The organism is Pseudoduganella sp. jia 9 (genome assembly GCF_055502615.1).
In genome coordinates, this window is the sequence record NZ_JBUPWE010000030.1 from 20,588 (window position 1) to 45,123 (window position 24,536).

25 protein-coding genes are annotated in these 24,536 nt (G+C 64.1%); 13 read left to right on the forward strand and 12 right to left on the reverse strand.

Features of this window, described 5'->3' with window-relative positions; all coding sequences use genetic code 11:
* Positions 1–15: 15 nt before the first annotated feature.
* Complete coding sequence (locus ACY34H_RS28710) at positions 16–561, reverse strand: DUF1697 domain-containing protein (protein ID WP_464980828.1); 546 nt, start codon at positions 559–561, stop codon at positions 16–18.
* Between the two features lie 114 nt (positions 562–675).
* Between ACY34H_RS28710 and ACY34H_RS28715 the strand changes: the two genes are divergently transcribed.
* The gene (locus ACY34H_RS28715) at positions 676–960 is read left to right on the forward strand and encodes a hypothetical protein (protein WP_464980829.1); all 285 of its coding nucleotides are present in this window, start codon (positions 676–678) and stop codon (positions 958–960) included.
* On the forward strand, positions 957–1,799 hold the full coding sequence (locus tag ACY34H_RS28720; protein ID WP_464980830.1) for an HDOD domain-containing protein: 843 nt from the start codon (positions 957–959) through the stop codon (positions 1,797–1,799). Before ACY34H_RS28715 ends, ACY34H_RS28720 begins: the two co-directional genes overlap by 4 nt.
* Before the next feature lie 140 nt (positions 1,800–1,939).
* On the opposite strand, the gene ACY34H_RS28725 is transcribed toward ACY34H_RS28720, so the two are convergent.
* Positions 1,940–2,305: a hypothetical protein gene (locus ACY34H_RS28725; RefSeq protein ID WP_464980831.1), complete on the reverse strand. Its 366-nt coding sequence runs from the start codon at positions 2,303–2,305 to the stop codon at positions 1,940–1,942.
* A 446-nt stretch (positions 2,306–2,751) separates the two neighbouring features.
* Here ACY34H_RS28725 and miaB point away from each other — a divergent pair, with 446 nt between their 5' ends.
* The 4 genes from miaB (at position 2,752) to ACY34H_RS28745 (ending at position 6,264) form a co-directional block, all read left to right on the forward strand.
* Positions 2,752–4,083 (forward strand): tRNA (N6-isopentenyl adenosine(37)-C2)-methylthiotransferase MiaB, encoded by a 1,332-nt coding sequence (gene miaB / locus ACY34H_RS28730; protein ID WP_464980832.1) that lies wholly within the window; start codon positions 2,752–2,754, stop codon positions 4,081–4,083.
* 30 nt (positions 4,084–4,113) lie between these two features.
* A complete protein-coding gene (locus ACY34H_RS28735; protein WP_464980833.1) occupies positions 4,114–5,169 on the forward strand; it encodes a PhoH family protein in 1,056 nt (351 codons plus the stop codon).
* On the forward strand, positions 5,153–5,623 hold the full coding sequence (ybeY, locus tag ACY34H_RS28740) for an rRNA maturation RNase YbeY (RefSeq protein ID WP_464980834.1): 471 nt from the start codon (positions 5,153–5,155) through the stop codon (positions 5,621–5,623). Before ACY34H_RS28735 ends, ybeY begins: the two co-directional genes overlap by 17 nt.
* A gap of 122 nt (positions 5,624–5,745) precedes the next feature.
* The gene (locus ACY34H_RS28745) at positions 5,746–6,264 is read left to right on the forward strand and encodes a hypothetical protein (protein ID WP_464980835.1); all 519 of its coding nucleotides are present in this window, start codon (positions 5,746–5,748) and stop codon (positions 6,262–6,264) included.
* Between the two features lie 12 nt (positions 6,265–6,276).
* Here the strand turns inward: ACY34H_RS28745 and ACY34H_RS28750 are convergent, their stop codons facing one another.
* Positions 6,277–7,290: a transporter gene (locus ACY34H_RS28750; protein ID WP_464980836.1), complete on the reverse strand. Its 1,014-nt coding sequence runs from the start codon at positions 7,288–7,290 to the stop codon at positions 6,277–6,279.
* Positions 7,291–7,434: 144 nt separating this feature from the next.
* Between ACY34H_RS28750 and ACY34H_RS28755 the strand changes: the two genes are divergently transcribed.
* From ACY34H_RS28755 to ACY34H_RS28785, 7 genes are all read left to right on the forward strand, one after another.
* Positions 7,435–8,373, forward strand: coding sequence for an HlyC/CorC family transporter (locus ACY34H_RS28755; RefSeq protein ID WP_464980867.1), 939 nt, complete (start codon positions 7,435–7,437; stop codon positions 8,371–8,373).
* Between the two features lie 62 nt (positions 8,374–8,435).
* Positions 8,436–9,920 (forward strand): apolipoprotein N-acyltransferase, encoded by a 1,485-nt coding sequence (lnt, locus tag ACY34H_RS28760; protein WP_464980837.1) that lies wholly within the window; start codon positions 8,436–8,438, stop codon positions 9,918–9,920.
* 113 nt (positions 9,921–10,033) lie between these two features.
* Positions 10,034–10,933: a glycine--tRNA ligase subunit alpha gene (gene glyQ, locus ACY34H_RS28765; RefSeq protein WP_464980838.1), complete on the forward strand. Its 900-nt coding sequence runs from the start codon at positions 10,034–10,036 to the stop codon at positions 10,931–10,933.
* Between the two features lie 11 nt (positions 10,934–10,944).
* Positions 10,945–13,047, forward strand: a complete 2,103-nt coding sequence (glyS, locus tag ACY34H_RS28770) for a glycine--tRNA ligase subunit beta (RefSeq protein ID WP_464980839.1) — start codon at positions 10,945–10,947, stop codon at positions 13,045–13,047.
* Positions 13,048–13,057: 10 nt separating this feature from the next.
* On the forward strand, positions 13,058–13,612 hold the full coding sequence (gene gmhB / locus ACY34H_RS28775; RefSeq protein ID WP_464980840.1) for a D-glycero-beta-D-manno-heptose 1,7-bisphosphate 7-phosphatase: 555 nt from the start codon (positions 13,058–13,060) through the stop codon (positions 13,610–13,612).
* Positions 13,613–13,695: 83 nt separating this feature from the next.
* Positions 13,696–14,388 (forward strand): lysophospholipid acyltransferase family protein, encoded by a 693-nt coding sequence (locus ACY34H_RS28780; RefSeq protein WP_464980868.1) that lies wholly within the window; start codon positions 13,696–13,698, stop codon positions 14,386–14,388.
* Positions 14,389–14,549: 161 nt separating this feature from the next.
* Positions 14,550–15,371, forward strand: a complete 822-nt coding sequence (locus tag ACY34H_RS28785) for a M48 family metallopeptidase (RefSeq protein ID WP_464980841.1) — start codon at positions 14,550–14,552, stop codon at positions 15,369–15,371.
* 4 nt (positions 15,372–15,375) lie between these two features.
* Here the strand turns inward: ACY34H_RS28785 and waaA are convergent, their stop codons facing one another.
* From waaA to rfbB, 9 genes are all read right to left on the reverse strand, one after another.
* Positions 15,376–16,659 carry a lipid IV(A) 3-deoxy-D-manno-octulosonic acid transferase gene (gene waaA / locus ACY34H_RS28790; protein ID WP_464980869.1) on the reverse strand — a complete coding sequence of 428 codons (1,284 nt, stop codon included), beginning with the start codon at positions 16,657–16,659 and terminating at the stop codon, positions 15,376–15,378.
* A gap of 13 nt (positions 16,660–16,672) precedes the next feature.
* Positions 16,673–17,647 (reverse strand): lipopolysaccharide heptosyltransferase I, encoded by a 975-nt coding sequence (gene waaC / locus ACY34H_RS28795; protein WP_464980842.1) that lies wholly within the window; start codon positions 17,645–17,647, stop codon positions 16,673–16,675.
* Positions 17,648–17,662: 15 nt separating this feature from the next.
* Positions 17,663–19,045 carry a phosphomannomutase/phosphoglucomutase gene (locus ACY34H_RS28800; protein WP_464980843.1) on the reverse strand — a complete coding sequence of 461 codons (1,383 nt, stop codon included), beginning with the start codon at positions 19,043–19,045 and terminating at the stop codon, positions 17,663–17,665.
* 305 nt (positions 19,046–19,350) lie between these two features.
* The gene (locus ACY34H_RS28805; protein WP_464980844.1) at positions 19,351–19,659 is read right to left on the reverse strand and encodes an H-NS histone family protein; all 309 of its coding nucleotides are present in this window, start codon (positions 19,657–19,659) and stop codon (positions 19,351–19,353) included.
* Positions 19,660–19,725: 66 nt separating this feature from the next.
* Positions 19,726–20,823: a glycosyltransferase family 4 protein gene (locus ACY34H_RS28810; RefSeq protein ID WP_464980845.1), complete on the reverse strand. Its 1,098-nt coding sequence runs from the start codon at positions 20,821–20,823 to the stop codon at positions 19,726–19,728.
* A gap of 241 nt (positions 20,824–21,064) precedes the next feature.
* A complete protein-coding gene (gene rfbD / locus ACY34H_RS28815; protein ID WP_464980846.1) occupies positions 21,065–21,922 on the reverse strand; it encodes a dTDP-4-dehydrorhamnose reductase in 858 nt (285 codons plus the stop codon).
* Between the two features lie 10 nt (positions 21,923–21,932).
* On the reverse strand, positions 21,933–22,478 hold the full coding sequence (rfbC, locus tag ACY34H_RS28820) for a dTDP-4-dehydrorhamnose 3,5-epimerase (protein ID WP_464980847.1): 546 nt from the start codon (positions 22,476–22,478) through the stop codon (positions 21,933–21,935).
* Positions 22,475–23,377, reverse strand: coding sequence for a glucose-1-phosphate thymidylyltransferase RfbA (rfbA, locus tag ACY34H_RS28825; RefSeq protein WP_464980848.1), 903 nt, complete (start codon positions 23,375–23,377; stop codon positions 22,475–22,477). The genes rfbC and rfbA overlap by 4 nt, the downstream gene beginning before the upstream one ends.
* Positions 23,374–24,447 (reverse strand): dTDP-glucose 4,6-dehydratase, encoded by a 1,074-nt coding sequence (gene rfbB / locus ACY34H_RS28830; protein ID WP_464980849.1) that lies wholly within the window; start codon positions 24,445–24,447, stop codon positions 23,374–23,376. The genes rfbA and rfbB overlap by 4 nt, the downstream gene beginning before the upstream one ends.
* Positions 24,448–24,536 lie beyond the last annotated feature (89 nt).

A 24,536-nucleotide genomic window follows, 5' to 3' on the forward strand; every position in this document is an offset into this window, starting at 1 on the left:
CGCTTCTCCCTGGGGTTAAGGTTCCATTGCCAAAGAATGCAATTTGGTCATGGTACTCCAGTTACGGGTGGTGACGGCATCGCCCAGCAGGTTGCCCATCGCGGCGGCGACGCGGCTGGCCAGCACGCCGTCCGCGCACCAGAGATAGGCGGCCCACTGGCCCAGCGCGAATGCTTCGGGCTGCCACTGCTGGTGCGCCAGCGCTTCCAGCCTGCTCCGGTCGGCCGGGTTGCTGAGCACCGCCACCATCAGCCGCGCCGGATCGCTTGCCAGGTCCAGCAACGGGTTTGCGGCGACCACGTCGGCCAGCTGCTGCGCGTCGAGCACGGTGACGCGGGCCGGCACGCCAAGCTTCAGCACCAGTGCTTCCTCGATGCGCATGGCGGAGCGCGCCGCATTGGCGGCCGGGCAGTCGAACACGGCATTGCCACTGTTGAGCAAGGTGCGCACGCCCGAAAACCCCAGGTCGCCCAGGACCGTGCGCAGATCGGCCATCGCGATGCGCTTGGCCCGGCCGACGTTGACGCCCCGTAGCAAGGCGATCTGCCGCTGTGTGCTCATGAATCCTCCCTTGCCGGCAGTATGCGTCAGCCACGGCGAAGCGGGCGCCCGGCTTGCGGCCCCGGCCTTACCGGGCGGGCATGGTGGTAAGATCGGCTGAACGAGGAGGATGCGATGGAGATCGGCGACCTGCCGCTGGCGCAAGCGCGCGCCGGCATGATGCTGTCGGGCGAGCTGCGCGATGCGCACGGCGATGTGCTGCTGCCGGAAGGAACGGTGCTGACGCCGGCAATGCTGGCCTCGCTGGCGCACCACGGCATCGATCAGGTGCCGGTCCGGAACCCGCACGGCGAACGCATCGACTACCTGTTCCGCAGCTTCCCCGCCAGCGCGGACGCCTCGGCCGGAGGCGCGCTGCGCACCTTCCTGCACGCCTACCGCACCGGAGCGGACCGATGAGCCGCCTGGACTACGACACGGTCGTGCAGAACCTGGACGACCTGCCTTCCCTGCCCGCCGTCGTGATGGAACTGTTGAACAGCATCGATGCGGAAGAAGTCGACATCGCCGTGCTGGCCCGGAAGGTGGCGCAAGACCAGGCGTTGACGGCCAAGACGCTGCGCCTGGCCAACTCCCCGCTATATGGCCTGCAGGTCAGGATCACCACGATCCAGCAGGCGATCACCTATCTCGGCTTCCAGACCGCGCGCAACCTGATCACCGCGGCCGCGCTGACCGGGTGTTTTCCCGAACACCGCTGCGCCGGCTTCTCGCACGCGGCGTTCTGGCGCCACTCGATCGCCACCGCCATTTGCGCCAGGGCGCTGGCGCGCCACCTGCGCTTCAACCAGGACTATGCATTCACGGCGGGCCTGCTGCACGACGTGGGCCGGCTGGTACTGGTGAGCTGCTTTCCCGATCACTATGCCCGGGTGATCGCATGGCGCGGTGCCCACGACACGCCCTGGCTCGACGCCGAACGCGCCGTGCTCGGCATCGATCATGTCGACGCCGGCCTGGCGCTGGCCGCACACTGGAATTTCTCCGACACGATGCATTGCGCGATCGGCCACCACCATGCGCCGGAACTGCCGGGCGCGGGCTTCCTGGCCACGATCATCCATGTAGCCGACGCGATGGCGCATGCGCTGGACCTGGCCGGCGTGGCGGATGAACTGGTGCCACCGGTGTCGGACGTGGCGTGGCATGCCGTGGGACTGGATGAGGAAACGTGCCTGCGGATATTCGCGGAAACCGAAACGCAGTTCGGCGAGATGGCGCCGGTGCTGTTGCCATGAGCTTTTGCCGTGATGCCGGGACGATGCGGCGGAATGCCGGAAATGTGGAAAGCGCGGGGGGGGTGAGGCGAAACGGGGCGGGGAATGACAGAGGATGACGGAAGAACTCGGCCGGAGCGCAGTGCTCCGGCCGGCATCGCTCAGTGCGTGTAATTGCCTTCCGGCTTTTGCTGAGCTTGTTGCGCAGCGGCGGCGGCGGCCTGCTGTGCTGCCTTTTCTTCTGGCTTCGGGCGGCCCTGCGCATCGGACAGGCGATACTTCGTGCGGCGGTCGCCCATCAGGTCGCGCAGGTCGCGAATGCTCATGCCGGTCACTTCATGCATGCGGATCAGCAGCGAAGCGCCGACCGGCAGGCGATGGTGGCGGATCTTGCTGATGACGGGCGGCGCCACTTCCAGCAGGCGCGACAGGGCAGCATCGTTTTTCAGTTGCATCTTGCCCAGCAAAATATCGAGCAGGTGATTCGGGTTGTAGCTTTCTTGGGAAGACAGTGCGTGGTGTGCCATGATTGATCCTCGTCGATATAGTAGATTGAAGATGCTGCTCCGGACATAATGGAAAGACCGCAGTTTTCTACCTTGGTTTCAAAATTGTTCCAAATCAGCTCCGGAACGAGTACGCCAGGATTCCTGACGCAAGGGCCGGCGACTATCGGGTAGAAACTTGCACTTTCAGCAAAATTCTATGCCCAAACAAGCACGCTCCAGCCTAGCGATGCCAAGCGAAGATTAATTCAAATCAATCATTCGCTAAGAAACTTGACAACATGGCTATTTCACCACACGGAAACAGTAGGCAGCGCACGATAGAACCGGTGGGAAATTGTTTCATCCATCGACCGGGCATTTGCAGAGTTGGCATTTCGATATGGATGAGCCAGGAAACCGCATGCCGGCTGGCATGCAAAGTTTTTCCGTAATTCATCAACACAAATTACGGTAAACTGCCGGCCATGCAGAAAAAAGTATTCATCAAGACCTTCGGCTGCCAGATGAACGAGTACGACTCGGACAAGATGGCGGATCTCCTTGGCGCCACGGATGGCCTGGTGCGCACCGACGCCCCGGAAGAAGCAGACGTCATTCTCCTCAACACCTGCTCGGTGCGCGAAAAGGCGCAGGAAAAGGTGTTTTCCGACCTGGGCGTGTTTCGCAAGCTGAAGGAAAAGAATCCCGATCTCGTGATCGGCGTGGGCGGCTGCGTGGCGTCGCAGGAAGGCGAAGCGATCGTCAAGCGCGCGCCGCAGGTGGACATCGTGTTCGGCCCGCAGACCCTGCACCGGCTGCCGAAAATGATCGAACTGCGCCGCCACAGCGGCAAGCCGCAGGTCGATATCACCTTTCCCGAAATCGAAAAGTTCGACCACCTCCCGCCGGCGCGCGTCGACGGCGCGTTTGCCTACGTGTCGATCATGGAAGGCTGCAGCAAGTACTGCAGTTATTGCGTGGTGCCCTACACGCGCGGCGAGGAAGTGTCGCGCCGCTTCGACGACGTGCTGACCGAAGTGGCCGGACTGGCCGCGCAGGGCGTCAAGGAAGTGATGCTGCTGGGCCAGAACGTGAACGCGTTCCGCGGCCAGATGGCCGATGGACAGCAGGCCGACTTCGCGCTGCTGATCGAGTACGTGGCGGAGATTCCCGGCATCGAGCGGATCCGCTTCGTCACCAGTCACCCGAAAGAGTTCACGCAGCGCCTGGTCGACTGCTACGCGCGCATCCCGCAGCTGGCCGATCACCTGTACCTGCCCGCCCAGCACGGCTCGGACAGGATCCTCGGTGCCATGAAGCGCGGCTACACGGCGCTCGAGTACAAGTCGATCATCCGCAAGGTCAAGGCGGTACGGCCGGACATCACGATCGCGTCGGACTTCATCGTCGGCTTCCCCGGCGAGACGGAGGAGGATTTCGAAGCGATGATGAAGCTCATCGGCGACGTGGACTTCGACAACTCGTTCAGTTTCATCTTCAGCAAGCGCCCCGGCACCCCGGCCGCCAACCTGGCCGACGATACCCCGCACGAGGTCAAGCTGGCGCGGCTGCAGCGCCTGCAGGCGCTGATCGATGCCAACACGAAACGGCACAGCGCGGCCATGGTGGGCAAGACGATGCGCGTGCTGGTCGAAGGCCCGTCGAAGAACGGCGGCAACGAACTGGCCGGCCGCGCCGGCAACACGCGCACCGTGCTGTTCGATGGTGGCGACACGCCTGCCGCACTGCATGGCAAGATGGTCGATGTAATCATTACGGAAAGCCTGTCCTATTCCCTGCGCGGCGAGCGCATCTGATCCCGCCGCGCCTTCTGCCCTGACCACACATTGAAAACAAAGATCCCCGTACAGCCGCACTACTTCATTCCTGAACCGCTGGACAATACGCGTCTGGCCAACCTGTGCGGCCCGCTCGACGAGAACCTGCGCCAGATCTCGGCGGCGCTCGATGTCACGATCTTCCGGCGCGGCGAGAAATTCATCGTCAGCGGCACCAATGCCGAGCGCGCCGTGCAGATCCTGGAAAAATTCTACGCGGTGGCCGACAAGGCCGTGCCGATCGAGGAAGTGCAGCTGGGGCTGGTCGAACAGCGCACCAGCCAGGCCGTGCCGGATGGCGACGACGAGGAAGAACCGCCGTTCAACGATCCGGAAATCGCCAGTCCCGTGCTGAAGACGCGCCGCAGCGACCTGCGCGGCCGCACGCCGCACCAGATCCGCTACCTGCGCAATATCCTCGAACACGACATCAGCTTCGGCGTCGGCCCGGCCGGCACCGGCAAGACCTACCTGGCGGTGGCCTGCGCGGTCGACGCGCTGGAACGCGACGCGGTGAAACGCATCATCCTGTGCCGCCCCGCCGTCGAGGCGGGCGAGCGGCTAGGCTTCCTGCCCGGCGACATGGCGCAGAAGGTCGATCCTTACCTGCGCCCGCTGTACGACGCGCTGTACGACCTGCTGGGCTTCGACCGCACGCAGAAGATGTTTGAAAAACAGGTGATCGAGATCGCCCCGCTGGCCTACATGCGCGGGCGCACACTGAACCATGCGTTCGTGATCCTGGACGAAGCGCAGAACACCACCGTCGAGCAGATGAAGATGTTCCTGACGCGGATCGGCTTCGGCAGCAAGGCCGTGGTCACCGGCGACGTCACGCAGGTCGACCTGCAGAAACACCAGAAGAGCGGCCTGGTCGACGCCATCGCGGTATTGCGCGACGTGCGCGGCATCGCCTTCTCGCACTTCTCCAGCGAAGACGTGGTGCGCCACCCGCTGGTGGCCCGCATCGTCGACGCCTACGACAGCGCCCACCAGAGCACGGCCGACATCGCACCACTGCTGAAACCCGTCAAGAGCACCGCCCGGAATGTCCGAAAAAAATAAGCTGACCCTGTCGGTGCAATACGCCGATACCCGCCTGCAGGAAACCATCACCCGCCCGCTGATCCGCAAGTGGGTGAAAGCCGCGCTGTTCGCCCCGGCCGAGCTGACGATCCGCTTCGTCGACGCGGCCGAGGGCCAGGCACTGAACCGCGAATACCGCGGCAAGGACTACGCCACCAATGTGCTGACGTTCGCCTACAACGAAGGCGAGGAGATCGCCGACGACGAACCGACCCGCGCCGACATCATCCTGTGCACCGACGTGCTGGAACGCGAAGCGGCCGAGCAGAAAAAAACCGTCGAAGAGCACACCGCCCACCTGATCGTCCACGGCGTGCTGCATGCGCAGGGCTACGACCATGAAGAGGACGACGAGGCCGAGGAGATGGAAAGCCTGGAGACCGAGCTGCTGGTGGAGATGGGGTACGCCGATCCTTACGCGGCCGAGAAGTAACGCAAAAGTCAGTCCTCACCTGCACCTTCGTTTGCGATCGCTCAAGGAATCCAGCAGCCCTGGCACTTGCCGAAGGTTCGCCCTTCCGTTGAAATACAGAGTCGACGTCAACGGAGGGCATCATGTGCAGGCACCAGATCGTTTGCATGGCGGCTTTCATATGCAGCCTGGCTTTCCCGGCGCTATGTATCGCGCAAAACAACTCCGGGGTTTCAGTCCTGGTTCGTCAACAGCGATCGTCCGCTGGAGAGGTCGTTTATCACTACACGGTCGTTAACCGCGATAAACGCAAGATCGTGGCGATCGATATTGGCCGCGACGAAGAACACGACAGATCGGAACTCACCGAGCTACCGATTGGCTGGACTTTCGACGAAGGCCTTCCCGCTACAAGTGCGACTTCTCCGCCGGGCTGGGAAGTAATGTTGATCACCAACGAAGAAAGTCAGTACTTTGACATCGAATGGAGGACAGGCGACGCCACGGCCATCCCGCGCGGTGGGAAAAAGACGGGCTACAGCGTCATCCTTTCCAAACCGCATCCGCAATACATGAATTCCCATTTCACAGTATTTTTCAGCGATGCAACCACGGCCACCGGAACGCTGAGGGCCGAACAAACACATCCCGCCAAACATTAAGCCCTGGCTCAATCACTCCAGTTCCCGCCGCCTTCGCATCACCACCCACCCCGCCACGCACGTAAACGCGGCCACGATCCCGGCAATGATCCAGAACCCGGAAGCGTCGCCGGCCAGCGGCACGCCGCCCACGTTCATGCCCAGCAGGCCGGCGATGATGTTGATCGGCAGGGCCAGCACGGTGACGATCGTCAGCGTGTACAGGCTGCGGTTGTTGCCTTCGTTGACGAGCGCGGCGATTTCTTCCTGAAGCAGCTTGATGCGTTCCTGCAGCGTGGCGATGTCGTTCAGCGTGACGGCGAATTCCTCGCTGGCTTCGCGCAATTCCTGGCGGTCCTGCACGGTGACCCACACCGGCGGGCGCTGCAGCAGGCGGAACATGGCTGCCGGCTCCGGCGCCAGCAGCCGCTGCAGCCGCACCAGCACGCGCCGCAGCGCGCCCAGGTCGGCGCGCTTGTACTTGAGCTGGCCGGACAGCAGGTTATCCTCGATGTTGTCGACCTTGCCGGTGGCCACGCGTACGATACGCGTCAGCACGTCGGCCTGGTCGCGCAGCAGGTGGGTCAGCAGCACCACGGACGAGGCGATCGGCTCGCCGCGCCGCACGGCCTGGCGCAGCCGCTCGACCGCCTGCAGGGGGCTGCGGCGGGCGCTGATCACCAGTTGCCGTTCCACGGACAGGTACAGGCTGGCGATGTCGGATGGCTCGAACGAAAAATCGCGCAGCACGTCGTTGACGACGGCCACCAGCGTATCGTCGGCCTGCTCGATGCGGGTCGAGCGCGAGCCCTGGTGCAGGCAATCGTAGAATTCCTCGGACAGCTGCACCTGCTCGCGCAGCCATTTTTCGCTGGCCGTGTTGGCCAGGTTGAAGTGCAGCCAGAGGAATTCGCCCGGCTGCCCGGCGTCCGAGCGCAGCCATTGCGCCGCCTCGGCCGCCTCGATCGGCACCGCCTGGGGGCCGCGCCCGAACAGGTAACCGCACACCAATCCATTCTGATCCGATCCGTATTCCAGCGCCTGCATGATTCCTCCCGGCACCAGCCTACCAGACGAATATGACAGCGCATAGTCGCCGATGAGTGGCCGATGACGTTTTGATAAAAAGCGCTCATCCATTCGGTTTGGTGTATCCTGTACCCCTTCGAAACAAATGGCTTTATGCCTGCTATGCAAGAGCACTCTAGTAGCGTCAGGAATGACGCGAACCCAAACCGCAGCGTCCGGAATGACGCAAATACCCTCCGTAACGGCAAGAGCGAAGCAAAACCCCATCGCTCCCTGCTCGAGCGACTGACCGCGCTGATCTCGCCCGAGCCGGAAAACCGGTCGGAGCTCCTCGAAGTCCTGCACGAAGCCCACGAACGCAACCTGATCGATGCCGATGCGCTGTCGATGATCGAAGGCGTGTTCCAGGTTTCCGACCTGTCCGCGCGCGACATCATGGTGCCGCGCTCGCAGATGGACGTCATCGACATCACCAAGCCCATCGACGAATGGATGCCGCTCGTGCTGGAAACGGCGCACTCGCGCTTCCCGGCCATCGAAGGCGAGCGCGACAAGGTGGTCGGCATCCTGCTGGCGAAAGACCTGCTGCGCTACTACGCTGAAGAATCGTTCGACGTGCGCGACATGCTGCGCCCGGCGATCTTCATTCCCGAATCGAAGCGCCTGAATGTGCTGCTGCGCGACTTCCGCGCCAACCACAACCACATGGCGATCGTCGTCGACGAGTATTCCGGCGTGGCCGGCCTGATCACGATCGAGGATGTGCTGGAACAGATCGTCGGCGATATCGAGGATGAATACGACTTCGACGAAGAGGAAGACAACATCCTCTCGATCCGCGAGGGCCAGCTGGGCCCGCGCTGGCGCGTCAAGGCGCTCACCGAGATCGCCCAGTTCAACGAGGAACTGGACGCCGACCTCCCGGACGACGACGTCGACACCATCGGCGGCTTCGTGTCCAAGCACCTGGCCCGCATGCCGCACAAGGGCGACGTGTTCGACATCGGCAACCTGCGCTTCGAAGTGCTGCGCGCCGATGCCCGCCAGATCCACGTGCTGACCGTCGAGAAACTGCCACCCGCCGTCGACGAGCAGGACTGATGCGTTTTCGCCGCGCCGCCCCCGGCGCATTGCCTTCGCCTCCCCGCAGCACCCGAAGCCGCATGATCATCGCCGCCATTGCCGGCGGTGCGAGCGTCCTGTCGTTCGCGCCGTTCGGCTGGTGGCCGATCCAGCTGCTCACGCTGGCGATCCTGTTCTACCAGGTACTGCGCGCCGATTCGGTAAAGGCCTCGGCCTTCATCGGCTGGGCATTCGGCTTCGGCTGGTGCCTGGCCGGCGTGCACTGGCTGACGATCGCGATTTCCCGCTTCGGCGGCCTGCCGCTGCCGCTCGCGTGGGTCGCCATCGCACTGCTGGCCGTCTACATGGGCATGCACTGCGCGGCGGCGATGGGCGGCGCCGCGTGGCTGCGCAAGCGCTGGGCGCTGTCGCTGCCGGCCGCGAACCTGCTCGTGCTGCCGGCGCTGTGGGCCGTTTCGGAGTGGACGCGCGGCTGGCTGTTCACCGGCTTTCCGTGGGCGTCGAGCGGCTATGCGCACAATGCCACCCCGCTTGCCGGGTATGCCCCCGTGCTTGGCGTATTCGGCATCGGATGGATCGTGGCCATCACGGCCGGCGCCCTGCTCCTGCTGATGCACCCGGTGCGCAAGCCGGCGCTTGCGCTGATCGCCGCGCTGTGGGTGGGCGGCTGGACGCTGCAGTGGATCGACTGGACCGCGCCGGCCGGCCAGCCTCTCACGGTGCGGCTGGTGCAGGCGAACATCCCGCTGCAGACCAAGTTCGACCCGAACCATATCGGCAACACGCTGCAGCGCTACCAGGAGGCCGTGCTGGCCGAGCCAGCGGATTTGATCGCCATCCCCGAGACGGGCATTCCCCTGTTCCCGCAACAGCTGCCGGCCGGCTACCTGGACGTGTATGGGCAGTTCGCCCGCAAGACCGGCAGCGCGATCGTGCTGGGCATGCCGTTCGCGGACAGCCCCACCCGCTATGCGAACAGCGTCATGGGCCTGGGTCCGGCGCTGGCCAGGCCATACCGCTACGACAAGCACCACCTGGTGCCGTTCGGCGAATTCATTCCACTGGGCTTCCGCTGGTTCACGGACATGATGAGCATCCCGCTGGGCGACCAGACGCGCGGCCACACGCTGCAGCCGTCGTTCGCCGTGAAAGACCAGCGCGTGCTGCCGAACATCTGCTACGAGAACAACTTCGGCGAGGAAATCGCCGCGCAACTCAACAACGGGTCACACGCGACGATCCTGCTGAACGTGTCCGAACTTGCATGGTATGGCGAATCGGTGGCGATCCCGCAGCACCTGCAGATTTCGCAGATGCGCACGCTGGAAACGGGCCGCCCGATGCTGGCGGCCACCAACAATGGCGCCACCGTCGTCATTGACGGCCGCGGCGTGATCCAGGCAAGCCTGCCGTACTACCAGGCCGGCGTGCTGAAGGCCACCGTGCAGGGCATGACGGGCGACACGCCGTATATCGTGCTGCAGAACCGCCTGATCCTCGCACTGGCCGCGGCCAGCATCGCGGCGGCCTGGCTGCTTTCACGCCGCAGGAAAGCAAACGCCTGATCACTACTGGTCCGTTGCAAAAACCGCTAAAATGACCCGTTTCAGCGAACCGCCAATACCGCTTACCCGCTAATCATTCAGCGCGCGCGCCCCGCGCGCCACAAAAGAATACGATGCTGACATTCCAACAAATCATCCTGACCCTGCAAACCTACTGGGACAAGCAGGGCTGCGCCCTGCTCCAGCCGTACGACATGGAAGTGGGCGCGGGTACTTTCCACACCGGCACCTTCCTGCGCGCGATCGGCCCCGAGCCGTGGCGCGCCGCGTACGTGCAGCCGTCGCGCCGGCCGAAGGATGGCCGCTATGGCGAAAACCCGAACCGCCTGCAGCATTATTACCAGTACCAGGTGGTGCTGAAACCGGCGCCGGAGAACATCCTCGACCTGTACCTCGGTTCGCTCGAAGCCCTGGGCCTGGACCTGAAGCAGAACGATGTGCGCTTCGTGGAAGACGACTGGGAAAGCCCGACGCTGGGCGCCTGGGGCCTGGGCTGGGAAGTCTGGCTGAACGGCATGGAAGTCACGCAATTCACCTATTTCCAGCAGGTCGGCGGCCTCGATTGCAAGCCGGTGCTGGGCGAGATCACCTATGGCATCGAGCGCCTGGCGATGTACCTGCAGGGCGTGGAAAACGTGTATGACCTGGTGTGGACCGAGTGGGAAGAAGGTGGCCAGAAGAAGGTGCTGAAATACGGCGACGTGTTCCACCAGAACGAAGTGGAGCAGTCGACCTATAACTTCGAGCACGCCAACACCGAACTGCTGTTCGCCCAGTTCGCCAACCACGAGTCGGAAGCCAAGCGCCTGATCGAGCTGCAGCTGACCTTGCCGGCCTATGAACAGATCATGAAGGCCTCGCACAGCTTCAACATGCTGGACGCGCGCGGCGCGATCTCGGTGACGGAGCGCGCCGCCTACATCGGCCGCGTGCGCACCCTGTCGCGCCTGGTCGCCCAAGCCTACTACGATTCCCGCGAACGCCTCGGCTTCCCGATGGCCGCCCAAGCATAAGAATATTTGCCATGACCCAGACTCTCCTGATCGAACTGCTGACCGAAGAACTGCCGCCGAAGGCCCTGTCGAAACTGGGCGCCGCGTTCGCCGCCGGCATCGTCAATGGCCTGAAATCGCGCGACTTCCTCGAAGAGGACAGCGTCGCCACCTCGTACGCCACGCCGCGCCGCCTGGCCGTGTCCATCACCCGCGTGCGCGACGTGTCGCCCGATAAATCGATCCGCGAAAAGGTGCTGCCGGTGACGGTGGCACTGGACAAGGAAGGCAAGCCGACCGCGCCGCTGGCCAAGAAGCTGGCCGCGCTGGGCTTCCCCGACCTGCAGGTCAGCGACCTGGAACGCGCCCAGGACGGCAAGGCCGAATCGTTCTTCTACACGTACACCGCGCCGGGCTCGCAACTGGTCACGGGCCTGCAGGCCGCGCTGGAAGACTCGGTGGCCAAGCTGCCGATCCCGAAGGTGATGAGCTACCAGCGCCCGGACGGCGCCACCGTGCAGTTCGTGCGCCCGGCGCACAGCGTGATCGCGCTGTTCGGCGACACCGTGCTGCCATTGACCCTGCTGGGCCTGACCGCGTCGAACGTCACGCAGGGCCACCGCTTCCTGACGGCGCCGGGCCAGCGCGCCGTGACCGTGCCGCACGCCGACGCGTACGCCGACACGCTGGTCGACAAGGCCAGGGTGATCCCGTCGTTCGAAGCGCGTAAAGAGCAGATCCGTACCGAGCTGCTGGCCAAGGCCGGCGACGACCAGGTGCTGATGCCCGAGGCGCTGCTGGACGAAGTGGCATCGCTGGTCGAATGGCCAGTGGTCTACGAATGCCGCTTCGAGGATGAATTCCTGGCCGTGCCGCAGGAATGCCTGATCCTGACGATGCAGACCAACCAGAAATACTTCGCGCTGACCGACAGCAACGGCAAGCTGCGCTCGCGCTTCCTGATCGTCTCGAACATCGCCACCGATACGCCGCAGGCGATCGTCGGAGGCAACGAGCGCGTGGTGCGCCCGCGCCTGTCGGATGCGAAATTCTTCTTCGAGCAGGACAAGAAGAAGACGCTGGAATCGCGCCTGCCGCTGCTGAAGAACGTGGTCTACCACAACAAGCTGGGCACGCAGGCCGAGCGCAGCGACCGCGTCACCGCGCTGGCCACCGCCATTGCGCGCCGCATTAAAGCTGATCCTGCGCTGGCCGAACGCGGCGCGCGCCTGTCGAAGGCCGACCTGCTGACCGACATGGTCGGCGAGTTCCCCGAGCTGCAAGGCATCATGGGCACGTACTACGCCCGGCATGACGGCGAGAACGAGGAAGTGGCGCTGGCCGCATCCGAGCACTACCAGCCGCGCTTTGCCGGCGATGCGCTGCCTTCCACGCAGACCGGTACCGCCGTCGCCCTGGCGGACAAGCTGGAAACCCTGGTCGGCATCTGGGCCATCGGCCTGCAGCCGACCGGCGACAAGGACCCGTTCGCGCTGCGCCGCCATGCGCTGGGCGTGCTGCGCATGCTGATCGAGAAGCGCCTGCCGCTGGCGATCTCCGAAGTGCTGGCCGATGCGGTGGCGCAGTTCGCGCAGGTAGCCGGCTTCAAGGATCCGACGCTCGAGGTGACGGCGTTCTTCATGGACCGCCTGCGCGGCATCCTGCGCGAGCGCGGCTTCACGCCGAACGAGATCGAAGCCGTGGTGGCGCAGAATCCGGACCGCCTGGACGACATCGTCCAGCGCCTGGAAGCGGTGCAGGCCTTTGCCGCGCTGCCGGAAGCAGCTTCGCTGGCCGCCGCCAACAAGCGCATTACCAACATCCTCAAGAAGAACGAGGAAGCACTGGCGCAGGCCGGCACGGTGAACCCGGCGCTGCTGCAGGACGAGGCGGAGAAGAACCTGGCCGCCGCCGTCGCCCGCGTGCAGCCGGAAGTCGACGCCGCCTTCGCGGCCGGCGACTTCACCGGCACGTTGAAAACGCTGGCGCAGTTGCGCGACGACGTCGATGCCTTCTTCAACGACGTGATGGTAATGGCCGACGACATCGCGCTGCGCAACAACCGCCTGGCGCTGCTGTCGTCGCTGCACGGCATGATGAACCGCGTGGCGGACATCTCCAAGCTGGCCGCCTGAGGAAGCACGGATGCCGCAGCCGAAACTGATCATCCTGGACCGGGATGGCGTGATCAATCACGATTCGCCGGACTTCATCAAGTCCCCCGACGAGTGGATCCCCATTCCCGGCTCGCTGGAAGCGATCGCCCGCCTGAACCAGGCGAACTACCGCGTGGTGATCGCCTCGAACCAGTCCGGCATCGCGCGGCAGCTGTTCGACATCACCACGCTGAACGCGATCCACGCGAAGATGCACCGGCTGGCCCTGCAGGTGGGCGCCGATATCGACGCCGTGTTCTTCTGCCCGCACGCGGCGGCCGACAACTGCGACTGCCGCAAGCCGAAACCGGGCATGTTCGCCGAGATCTCGAAGCGCTACCAGGTCAGCCTGAAGGGCGTGCCGACGGTGGGCGATTCGCTGCGCGACCTGCAGTCCGGCTTCATCGGCGGCTGCGTGCCTTACCTGGTGCGTACCGGCAAAGGCGAGAAAACCGAGGCGACCGGCGGCCTGCCACCCGGCACGCTGACGTTCCCCGACCTGGCCGCCACCGTGCAGCACATCCTGAAGCATCCCGCGCAGTAATGCCGAACCAGACCTGAATACATTGGAGTACCACGTTGCATAAAGCCGTCCTGTTCCTGCGTTCCCTCGTTTTCGCCGTGGTGATGGCCATCGCCACGGTAATCTGGTCGTTCGTCTGCATGCTGGCGGCGCCGCTGCCTTACAACAAGCGCTACTACGTCACCTCGCGCTGGAACGTGTTCGTGATCTGGCTGGCGAAAGTCGTCTGCGGCATCCACTATGAATTCAAGGGCCACGAGAATTTCCCCGACAGCCCGGCCATCGTGCTGTCGAAGCACCAGTCGGCATGGGAAACCATCTTCCTGCTGGCGAACCTGCCGCGCCCCCTGGTCTTCGTGTTCAAGAAGGAGATCCTGTACATCCCGTTCTTCGGCTGGGGCATCGCGCTGCTGCGCATGATCCCGATCGACCGCAAGCAGGGCAAGAACGCGTTCCGGATGGTGGTGGCACATGGAAAGCGTCGCCTGAAAGACGGCCAATGGATTATCATGTTCCCGGAAGGCACGCGCATCCCGGTGGGCCAGGCGGGCAAGTACAAGAGCGGCGGCACGCGCCTCGCGATCGAGACCGGCGTTCCGGTGATACCGATCGCGGTCAACTCCGGCGAGTGCTGGCCAAAGAATTCGTTTATCAAGTACCCGGGCAAGATCACGGTTTCGGTGGGCAAGCCGATTCCGTCCGAAGGACAAACCCCAGACGGCATGATGGAACAGGTGGAACAGTGGATAGAATCAGAAATGCGCGTCATTTCGCCCCACGCCTACAGCGCTGGCTAGAGAGCCGTACCCAGGCCAGCGAAAGAGTCGGCAATGGCGGCGAAGGCGCCGCCCAGGCCGAGCTCCAGCTCGACGAACTTCAGACACCCCCTGTTTCCGCCGGCGCCGCTTCAGCCGAAGCACCGGCGCCCTTCCCTTCTCTTCCGGTTTCCGCGTTTCCCGTGCCGGCTCCCGCCGCGGTGAACCTGCTGCGCCCTCCGGTGCCGCTGCGCCGCCCTGACCCATCGCCCACCCTGCCGCCGGCCGACGGCATGGAACGCCGCCAGGTGCTGGTCGGCAGCTTCATCCTCGAATATGCGCTGCGCCGTTCCACGCGCCGCTCGATCGGCTTCATGGTCGACGACGACGGCCTGCGCGTGACGGCGCCGAAACGCTGCACGCTGGCCGACATCGAGAACGCGATCCGCGCCAAGCAGAACTGGATCCTGTCGAAGCTCGACGACCGCCGCCAGCGCCGCGCCGCGCGGCTGGACAAGCCGCCGGTCGAATGGAAGGACGGCGCGAAACTGCCTTACCTGGGCGGCGAGATCACGCTGCGCCTGCAGCTGGCCATGCGCAACCGTACCGTGTTCGACCCGGAAACCAGAGAACTGACGCTGGGACTCGTGCAGGGTGCCACCGAGCTGCTGGTGAAGGAACGCGTGAAGAACTGGTACAAGCAGCAGGCCGAAGGCCTGTTCGCCCAGCGGCTCGACCTGTATGCGCCCCGCGTGGGTGTGCAATACGCGTCGATGTCGGTCTCGTCGGCCGATGCGCGCTGGGGTTCATGCACGGTGGGCCGCGTGATCCGGCTGAACTGGAAGCTGATGTTCTTCTCGCTGCCGCTGATCGACTACGTGGTGGCGCACGAACTGGCGCATATCCACGAGATGAACCACAGCCCGCGCTTCTGGGCGCACGTGGGCCGCGTGTATCCGCACTACGAGGAAGCCAAACAGCTGCTGCGGCGCCGCTCGCAGGAGCTGCCGGTGCTGTTCCCGTAAGTACTTACTCCGCCAGCGGCGGCAGCAGTTCGATGGTGCGGGCAGTGGCGCCGCGGTGCCGGTTGGCGAACGCCAGGCCGGCATGGCCCATCGCATTGCGCGCGGCATCGTCGGCAAGCAGGCGGGCAGCCTGCGCCATCAGGTCGGCGGCGTCGTTGACGCGCAGTGCGCCGCCGGCGGCCACCGCATCCTCCGTCACCTGCGCGAAATTGAACGTATGCTGGCCGATCAGCACCGGCTTGCCCAGCGCCGCAGCCTCGATCAAATTCTGCCCGCCCAGCGGTGCCAGGCTGCCGCCGATGAAGGCGATGTCGCAGGTGGCGTAATAAGCGAACATTTCACCCATCGAATCGCCCAGCACGACGCGCGTGGCCGCATCGACGCGCGCACCGGGTTGCGCCAGCGTGGAGCGCCGCTGCACGGCAAGCGAGCGCTCGCGTACCATCGCCTCGACGGCATCGAAGCGCTGCGGATGCCGTGGCACCAGCAGCAGCAGTGTTCCTTGCGGCAGCGCGGCAGCCTTGAACGCATCGAGGATCTGCTCTTCCTCGCCCTCGCGCGTGCTGGCGCACAGCAGCACCGGACGGCTCGCGCCGAACTGGTTTTTCAGCTGGGTGCCGGTGGCCAGCGCGGCCGGCGGCACCGCCACGTCGAACTTGATGCTGCCGGTGACGGCCACGTTGGCCACACCCAGCGCCCGCACCCTGTTCGCATCGTCTTCCGTCTGCGCAGCCACCAGCGAAATGCCGCGCGCGGCGTCGGCCATCAGGCTGCCCAGCTTGCGCGCCTTGCGCAGCGAGCGTTCGGAAAGCCGTGCATTGGCCAGCACCACCGGCACATTGCGCCGGTTGCAGCCATGGATCAGGTTCGGCCACACCTCGGTTTCCATCAGGATGCAGACGCGCGGCTCGAAATGCGCGATGAAGCGCTGCACCAGCGCCGGAAGGTCGTACGGCAGATAGGCCTGCACGATACGCGCACCATGCTTGCCGAACAGGCTCCTGCCGGTGGCGCGGCCGGTTGGTGTCATGTGCGTGAGGACGATGCGGCCGCGCGGATAGCGCTTCAGCAGCGCTTCCACCAGCGGTTCCGCGGCGCGTGTTTCGCCGACCGACACCGCGTGGACCCAGATCGTCAGCGGCTCGTCGTTGGCGGCACGCCGCCCGTAGATGCCCAGGCGCTCGTTCCAGAATTGCCGGTAGCCTGGTTCCCGCCGCCCGCGCCACCACAGGCGCGCGAGTACCAGCGGCAAGGCCAGCCGCCAGGCCAGGGAGTACAGCATCCGGATCAAGCCATCACCTTCACAGCAGGCTCTTGGCCGCGGCCGCGACGTCGGCCACGGCAGGCGGGTTGCCACGGTCGCCCAGGTTGATGATCCTTGGCGACCAGTTGCCTTCGGTCTTCCAGCGCGGCGAATCGCAGTAGATCTCGACCACCGGCCGGCTGAACGCGGCGGCGATATGCGTCAGACCGGTGTCGACACCGATGGCCAGGGCCGCGCGGCGTGCCAGCATCACCGCGTCCGCCATCGACAGCTTCGGCAGCACGCGTGCATTCGGGATCGCGGCGGCCAGCGCTTCGGCCTCGGCTTTTTCCTTGGGCGAGCCCCACGGCAGCAGGATCGTCATCGGCGCCAGTTCGCGGCCCAGCGCGATCCAGTTGGCGGGCGCCCACTTCTTGGCGTCGCGCGCGGTGCCGTGAAAATAGACGGCATACGGTTCGGCGGGCATCCAGTCCGGCCGGGGCTCGTCGGCCGCCACGTCGGGCAGGCCGAAATCGGCCGGCGTGTCGACGGCATAACCCAGCGCCGCGCCGGCGACCAGGCGGCCGCGCGCCACCGCATGCGTGCGCGGATCGAGCGGAATGCTTTTCGTGTGGAAGATGCGGGAAATGCCTTCGTAGCCGGAACCTTCGCTGCCGTTCGCCAGGCCCACCTTCTGCCCGCCTTTCACGACTCGGGCAGCGCCCATGATCACGCCGGTCTTCAGCAGGCCCTGGGTGTCGAACACATAGTCATATTCGACTTCGCGCACGCGGCGAAAGAATGCCCCGATCTCGGCGCGCACCGCCTTGTCGCGCAGGTTCTTGCGCCAGCGCCGCAGCGCGAACGGGATGATGTGGCGGACTTCCCTGTTCAGCCTGACGAGGCTCACATAGCCCTCTTCCACCACCCAGTCGATATTCGCGTCCGGAAAGTGGCGGCGGATGTCCGCCACGATGGGCATATTGTGCAGCACGTCTCCCAGTGAGGAGACGCGCACCAGCAGGATGTTCATTGATCGGGAAGCGGCTCAGAACGGCAGTTGCGCGTCCGGCTTGGCGGTGAGGATCACGTCGCGGAACTGGCCCTGGATACGCGCCAGCGCCTGCGGGGTTTCGGCTTCGAAGCGCAGCACGATCACCGGCGTGGTGTTCGACGAACGCGCCAGGCCGAACCCGTCCGGGTACTCGACGCGCAGGCCATCAATCGTGATGATGCGCTCGTTGCCAGGGAATTCTGCATCCGCGCGCAGCTTGTCCATCAGCGCGAAGTTCTCGCCTTCCTTCAGTTCCAGGTGCAGTTCGGGCGTGCTGTCCGACTGCGGCAGGGAATTGAGCAGCGCGGAGGGATCCGCTTCCTTCGTCAGGATTTCCAGCATGCGCGCGCCGGCATACAGGCCGTCGTCGAAGCCATACCAGCGTTCCTTGAAGAAGATGTGGCCGCTCATTTCGCCGCCCAGCGGGGCGCCGGTTTCCTTCAGCTTGGCCTTGACCAGCGAGTGGCCGGTCTTGTACATCAGCGGCTTGCCGCCAGCCTTCTCGATGTACGGCGCCAGGTGGCGCGTGCACTTCACGTCGTACAGGATCTGCCCGCCCGGCACGCGCGACAGCACGTCGGCAGCGAACAGCATCATCTGGCGGTCCGGATAAATGATCTGGCCATCCTTGGTGACGATGCCGAGGCGGTCGCCGTCGCCATCGAAGGCCAGGCCGATCTCGGCATCGGTCTCCTGCAGGCAGCGGATCAGGTCCTGCAGGTTTTCCGGGTGCGCGGGGTCCGGGTGGTGGTTCGGGAAGTTGCCGTCCACTTCGCAGAACAGTTCGATCACTTCACAACCCATGCCGCGGTACAGGTCGCCCGCGAACGCGCCGGCCACGCCGTTGCCGCAGTCCACGGCGATCTTGATCGGCCGTGACAGCTTGACGTCGCCGATGATCCGTTCCAGGTAGGCGGCGCGGATGTCGTGCGTGCGGTAGCCGCCCGGCTGCGCGGCCGGCTGCAGTTCGCCCGAAGCGATGCGCTCGTGCAGGCCGGTTATCGCCTCGCCGTAGATCGCTTCGCCGGCCAGTACCATCTTGAAGCCGTTGTAGTCGGGCGGATTGTGGCTGCCGGTGACCATGATGCCGGACTTAGTGTCCAGTACATTGGTGCCGAAATACACCATCGGCGTGGCCACGACACCCAGGTCGATGACATCCACGCCGGCCGCCTGCAGCCCTTCGGCCAGCGCGGCAGCCAGCGACGGACCGGACAGGCGTCCATCCCGGCCGATCACGACGGCACGCTCACCCTTGGCCAGCGCAGCCGCGCCAAAGGCATGGCCGATCTGGCGGGCAACGCCCGCGTCGAGCGTTTTATCGATGATGCCGCGGATGTCGTAGGCTTTGAAGATGGATTTCGAGAGGGAGACCATGGATGTCGGAGCCCGGGCTGAGCGGGCAGCCGGCTTTATGAAATGAAAACAACCGGTATAGTAAGTGCGTTGGCAGCCACAGGCAAGTCTGCCCTTCTGCAATGCACAACCGCAGCGGGCTTTGACCGGCTTTGCCATGGCAGCCGTGCCTCGGGACCTTCAGAAACCGGGCAACGCCAGGCCTGCTCGAGGCACGAAGCAGCCGGTCCGCCGCTGCGATGTACGGCAGACCAGCGGCTGGCGTTGCGCAACTGGTTTATCAAGGCTCCCTCAACAAGCGTTGCGAAAAGCCTTATCGCGGTCTATCAGATTCGCAGGTCGTCGATGGATTTACCGGAGTCGACCCAGTCTTTTACCCACTTCGGCTGGCGGCCACGGCCGGTCCATTGCTGGCCAGCGTCGCCGGGATTGCGGAAACGCGCGGCAACGGTGCCGCCCTTGCCGCGGGGATTGGAGGCGATCAGATCCTTCAGCGGCAAGCCTACACGCTGGGCAATCGCGAAAATCTCATCCTTTGCTTTTTGCAGATCATGCGACTCGCGCTTTTTCAACTCGCGCTTGACCTGTTCCTGCAGATTGCGCAATTCCGAGGCAGACAAATTCGACAGATCCATCGTCAATTCCTTTGTAAAAATGATCGGGAAACGTGTTTCTGTGCGAAATATACACCAAGTTTGTATTCACTGGTTCTTTTTGTGGCGAATCATCCAGCGCGGCGCTTTAAATCGAACGATCCGGACATATAACCAGACATAACTGATAATGAACAGCAGGCAAAATAACATCAGCACGCCAGTATAGCGCCAGAATACCGTGGCGGGTATTACTGCCATCAGTGAAAACATCCACAGGTAAGGCGACGTCAGCGAATTGCGGCGCATCAGTGCACGGGCATCCTTGTGGCCCACCGCCCATTGCACCACACGACGGAATATAAGGCTGTGCAGGTGAATTCCGTCCGGCATGGCCGGCGACTTGCCGCGGATGAACATGCGGCGATACACGGAAAACAGTGTTTCAAATGCCGGGTAGATCAGCAGCAGTGCCGCGTACCATGTGGATACCTGCGGATTGCGCATCACCAGCAGCAGTGCCAGCTCTCCCAGCATGAAGCCGATGAAGTAGGCGCCGCCATCGCCGAGGAATATCAGGCCGACCGGATAATTCCAGATCAAGAAACCGGCGGTGGCACCAGCCACCATCAGTGCCGCCACCAGCACGAACATATCGTTGACCTGCAGCGCTACATAGCCGAGAGAAAGCAGCATGCAGATGGTGACCACGCTGGCCAGGCCATTAAATCCATCGATGATATTCACGGCGTTGGCGATGCCTGCCACCGATAATACCGTCAGCGGCAGTGTCAGCCAGATATACGGCAAAGGCCATACGGCATCGATCCAGTCGATGCGATCGATGCGGGCATCGAGCAGATAATAGCCGAGCAATGCCGCCACCATTGTCAGCAGCAATCGGCGCGCGGCCGATACGCGGCCCGTGTAATCCTCGACGATGCCGCCGACAAATGCGCAGGCGCTGCACGCCATCAGCGACAGCATCCAGGTCGTCAAGGCCGGCACGCGCCAGACGGAAATACAGGCCGATAGCGCAACGGCGAGAAAAATCGACAGGCCGCCGATCCGCGCCACGCTGTGCGCGTGCACCTTTTGCACGCCGTGGAAATCGGCATCCAGTGCGGGCCCGTGCAGCCGCGCCTCCTTGATGACCAATAAGGTCAGCAAGGCTGAAGCGACAAAGCTTACAAGGAAAGAAAACATGTATCGTAAATCGGTCGTGGTCCGGCGATGCCGCACTGCAGCAACGGGCGTTATCTGCATGCCAACCAGCGATTGTACCGGATTAATAAAGGGAAACTCGAAAATCAGGTCCAGGCCTGGGCATTTGCCGGGGAACCGGGAAAGGCGCGGATTTTACCTGCGCCAGGCGAATTGCCGCTAATCAATTACCATTCGAAACATGTTGGCAAGGCATTTCCGAAGCGGCTGCGGAGGAAACCGTTCAGCGCAGGCACAGGCGCAGTGCTTCGCGCCACTCGGGCAGGCGCACGAAGCGCTGCTGCAGGAGGCTGGTATCGAGCACCGAATACTGCGGCCGGGCGGCTGGCAGCGGATACTGGTCGGTGGTGATCGGCACCAGCCGGCACTCGATGCCGGCCTCTTCGAGGATGGCTTGCGTGAAGCCGCACCACGTGGTGCGGCCCTGGCTGGCCAGGTGATACAGGCCGCCGTTCTGCTCCCACCATGACTTCCCACCGGCGCGCGCCTGGGCCAGCATCAATGCCGTGGTATCGGCAATGGTGCGGCTCCACGTGGGCGCGCCGTGCTGGTCGGCAACGATGCGCAATTCCTCGCGTTCCTTCGCCAGGCGCAGCATCGTCAGCAGGAAATTCTTGCCGCGCATGCCGTAGACCCAGCTGGTACGCAGGATCAGGTGCGGCACGCCCGACGCGGCGATGGCCTGTTCGCCGGCCAGCTTGCTGGCGCCATACACATTCAAGGGGCCCACGGCATCGCCCTCCGCGCGTGCATCGGCCGAGCGCCCGTCGAACACGTAATCGGTCGAGTAATGCACCAGTGCCGCGCCCAATGCCCTGGCTTCGGCCGCCATCACGGCGGGCGCCTCGGCATTGATGCGGTGCGCCAGTTCGGCTTCGCTTTCGGCCTTGTCCACCGCCGTGTAGGCGGCCGGGTTGACGATCAATTGCGGCCGCACAGCCCGGATCAGGTCGCGCACCTGGTCTAGGTCCGACAGATCCATGCGGCTGCGATCAACGGCGATCACTTCTCCCAGGCCCTGCAGGCTGCGTTCGAGCTCGTAGCCAACCTGGCCGGTACTTCCCGTCAGTAGAATTTTCATGCGTGGATTTTCATGCGAACACTTCCGCCTCAGCCAGCGGCAGGCCTTTCAGGTCCTTGGCCGACAGCAGCGGCGTGCCGTCGAGCGGCCACTCGATGCCGATGGCGGGATCGTTCCACAGCAGCGCGCGCTCGTGCGCGGGAGCGTAATAGTCGGTGGTCTTGTACAGGAATTCGGCGAACTCGCTGGTTACGGCAAAACCATGCGCAAAACCCGGCGGGATCCAGAACTGCCGCTTGTTCTCGGCCGACAGTTCCAGGCCATGCCACTGGCCGAACGTGGGCGAGCTCTTGCGCAGGTCGACGGCGACGTCGAACACGCTGCCGGCCGTTACGCGCACCAGCTTGCCCTGCGCCTGCTGGATCTGGTAGTGCAGGCCGCGCAGCACGCCGCGCGCCGAGCGCGAGTGGTTATCCTGCACGAACGGCAGCTTTACATCGGTCAGTTCGGCAAAGCGCTGGGCATTGAAACTCTCGTAGAAAAAACCGCGTTCGTCGCCGAACACGGTCGGTTCGATGACCAGCAGGCCGTCGATCGGGGTAGGAATCACGTTCATCGGGGAATCACTTTGTCTTGCAGGATCTGCAGCAGGTATCGGCCATAGCCGTTTTTCTTCAATGGTTCGGCAAGGCGGTGCAGCTGTTCGGCATCGATATAGCCCTTGCGGTAGGCGATCTCTTCCGGGCAGGCCACCTTCAGGCCCTGGCGCTTTTCAATCGTGGCGATGAACTGGGAGGCGTCGAGCAGCGAATCGTGCGTGCCCGTGTCGAGCCAGGCCATGCCGCGGCCCATCAGTTCCACGCGCAGCCGATCCTGTTCCAGGTACGTCCTGTTGACATCCGTGATTTCCAGCTCGCCGCGCGCCGACGGCTTGATCGCGGCGGCGATGTCGCATACCCGGTTGTCATAGAAATACAGGCCCGTCACCGCGTAATTCGATTTCGGCACCGCCGGCTTCTCCTCGATGCTGACCGCGCGCCGGTTGGCGTCGAACTCGACGACGCCATAGCGTTCCGGGTCGTTCACGTGGTAGGCGAACACGGTGGCCCCATCGGGCTCGCTGGCGGCACTGCGCAGCAGCGCGTCGAGATCGTTGCCGTAGTAGATGTTATCGCCCAGGATCAGCGCCGAAGGCGCATCGCCGACGAATTCGCGGCCGATGATGAAGGCTTGTGCCAGGCCGTCCGGCGACGGCTGCACGGCGTACGACAGCTGCAGGCCCCACTGGCTGCCGTCGCCCAGCAGGTCGCGGAAACGCGGCGTATCCTGCGGCGTCGAGATGATCAGGATCTCGCGCATGCCAGCCAGCATCAGCGTGGTCAGCGGATGGTAGATCATCGGCTTGTCGTAGATCGGCAGCAGCTGCTTCGACACGCTGGTGGTCACCGGATACAGGCGCGTGCCGGAACCGCCGGCCAGGATGATGCCCTTGCGTTGCTTGATCGGATCGGTCATGTCCCCACCTCGCGGTTGAAGTAATTGGTTTCGAGCCACTTGGCATAGGCGCCGGACTGCACGTCGGCCACCCAGTCGGGGTGATCCAGGTACCATTGCACGGTCTTGCGGATACCGGTCTGGAATGTCTCGGCCGGGCGCCAGCCCAGCTCCCGCTCCAGCTTGCGCGCGTCGATCGCATAGCGGCGGTCGTGGCCGGGGCGGTCCTTCACATACGCGATCTGCGTGCGATAGCTGCCGCCGTCGGCCTTCGGCTTCAGGCTGTCGAGGATGTCGCACAGGGTGTGCACCACGTCCAGGTTGGCCATCTCGTTCCAGCCGCCCACGTTGTACACCTCGCCCAGCCGGCCATCGGCCAGCACGCGGCGGATGGCGGCGCAATGATCGGACACGTACAGCCAGTCGCGGATCTGCTGGCCATCGCCGTAGACGGGCAGCGGCTTGCCGGCCTGCGCGTTGGCGATCATCAGCGGGATCAGCTTTTCCGGGAAGTGGTACGGGCCGTAGTTGTTCGAGCAGTTCGTCGTCAGCGTCGGGAAGCCGTAGGTGTGGTGGTACGAACGCACCAGGTGGTCGGACGCCGCCTTTGACGCGGAGTAAGGGCTGTTCGGCGCATACGCGGTGGTTTCGGAAAACGGTGCGTCGTCCGGGCCCAGCGTGCCATACACCTCGTCGGTGGAAACGTGCAGGAAGCGGAACGCGGCCTTCTCCGTGCCGGCCAGGCCGCTCCAGTAGGCGCGCGCCGCTTCGAGCAGCGCGAACGTGCCGTTGATATTGGTGTTGATGAATTCCGCCGGACCATGGATCGACCGGTCGACGTGGCTTTCAGCCGCGAAGTGCACGATGGCGCGCGGCTGGTGTTCGCGCAGCAGCGCCAGCACCTGTTCGCCATCGCAGATGTCGCCGCGCACGAACACATGGCGCGCGTCTTCCTTCAGGGAGGCCAGGTTGTTCAGGTTGCCGGCATAGGTCAGCTTGTCGAAGTTGAGCACCGGCTCGTCCGATTGGGCGAGCCAGTCCTGCACGAAGTTCGAGCCGATAAACCCGGCCCCGCCTGTCACGAAAATCATTTAGTATCCCTGTCCAGCGGTTAAATATCGATAACGGCGATTGTAATGGCAAAGGTCACCGTTGCCTAAAAATTACGACGGCCGTACAA